At 66.8% G+C, this 322-nt stretch carries 1 protein-coding gene; it reads right to left on the bottom strand.

All coding sequences use genetic code 11. The features are described from left to right. A partial coding sequence (gene tssK / locus DIE23_RS39300; RefSeq protein ID WP_148093517.1) for a type VI secretion system baseplate subunit TssK occupies positions 1 to 322 on the bottom strand: 322 nt, incomplete at both ends.

The raw sequence follows: 322 nt of genomic DNA, 5'->3' as shown, positions 1-322 counted from the left end.
ATCAGCGCACTCGCCAGCTGGGCGAGTGTCGCGTACAGGTGCTCCGGCGAGCGGCCGGGGTGCGTGGCAAAGAGGCGCAGTTGTGGCCACGCCGCATGGATACAGTGCAGCAGCCAGAAGAGCTGCACGTCGGCCACACCGTATTCGGCGACCTGCTCAATACGCTCGCTGCGACGCGCACCGAGTGCGAGGCTCTTGGCCTGCAGGATGTCGGCGAGGCGGTTGATGCGCTCGAGGTGAAGCGGGTGACTGCCAAGCGTCAGGCACGGCGGCACGAACCGGTGATCGACCTGAAACTGGCCGCTGCTGCTCCGGACAAGCC

The sequence above is a fragment of the Burkholderia sp. Bp9143 genome (genome assembly GCF_003853645.1).
Taxonomy (GTDB): domain Bacteria; phylum Pseudomonadota; class Gammaproteobacteria; order Burkholderiales; family Burkholderiaceae; genus Burkholderia.
This window is presented reverse-complemented; position numbering and strand designations above follow the sequence as displayed.